The 1,020-nt window shown below is 71.4% G+C and carries 2 pseudogenes; both read right to left on the bottom strand.

The features are described 5' to 3' along the window. Positions 1 to 191, bottom strand: a pseudogene (locus CAPSK01_RS05585) (hypothetical protein); the annotation flags it as partial. Further along, positions 191 to 1,020 (bottom strand): annotated as a pseudogene (locus tag CAPSK01_RS05580) (hypothetical protein); the annotation flags it as partial. The pseudogenes CAPSK01_RS05580 and CAPSK01_RS05585, both read right to left, overlap by 1 nt.

Here is a 1,020-nt window from a genome sequence, read left to right as displayed (position 1 = left end):
AAGGCCAGAGGGCGGTCGGGCGGCGATGCGGGTGCCGCTCGCCACAAGGCGCCGATCGCCGTCGCCAGCGCCAGCAAGCCCCAGGGATCGTTGGAACCGTCGAAGCTGCCCCGGACATACCAGACGAGGACCGGCCAGCAGGCAATTGCCAGCGCAGCGAAGAGCGCGACGCCGGCGTGCCTGCGTACCATCACGCCAGGCGGGTCGGCCTGGCCTGCCGGCGGCGCAGCAGCAGCCAGGCCAGGAGGAGCAGCACCGTGGCGATCAGCATCCATTCCTCGGGTTCGGGAATGGTCGGGACGCTGCCCTTCTCGACCGGCCGCAGGCCGGCCTCATCGTATTGCTGGCTGGTCTCGAGAACGACGGCGCCGCTGACCGGGGTCACCAGATGGTAGCGCAGGGCGAGGTCGGTGGCGGCCTGCCGCCCGGACTCCCCTTGTTCGAGAAGCCGCCCGAGCTGATCGGCGGCCCACAGGCGCGCCAGGTGCCCGGAGGTTTTCGTGGCCGGGTCGTGGACGACGGCGGCAGACGCCCGTTGCTCGCGATGGACGAGCGTTTCGGTGGTGCCCGGCGTCCAGCTGGCGAAGAGCCGCTCAAGGTCGGCCTGCAGGCCGTCGTTGCGGTATACCGGCCGCACCGCCGGCAGCAGATCCAGGGCTTCGAGGACCCGGTTGGGGCCCGGAATGACTTCAAACGGGTACAGGCGCACCCGGCCAGGACGTCGCTCGGCGTATTGCAGCAGCGGTTCGACGCTTCCCAGCAGCACCGGCTGCGGGCCGTGCAGCCAGAGGACGGCTGCCGGAGGTCCGGCGGCGGCCCAGTCCCAGGCTCTGGCCAGGGCCTCCAGGTTGTTCTGACCGCCGGCGAATTCGAGCCCCTGCAGGGCCTTGGCCGCCTGTTCCGCAGTCATCGCGCCGCTGGCCGTACTGGCGATGTCGGTAGCCGGAAAGAAGCCCAGTTCCAGCGCGCCAGGCAGACGCGCCAGCGCGGCGGCGATTTCCCTGGCGGCGGGCGCCAGCG

Source organism: Candidatus Accumulibacter vicinus (genome assembly GCF_000584955.1).
GTDB classification, from domain to species: Bacteria; Pseudomonadota; Gammaproteobacteria; order Burkholderiales; family Rhodocyclaceae; genus Accumulibacter; species Accumulibacter vicinus.
Note: the sequence above shows the minus strand (reverse complement) of the source record. Positions and strands in the feature narration are given on the sequence as shown.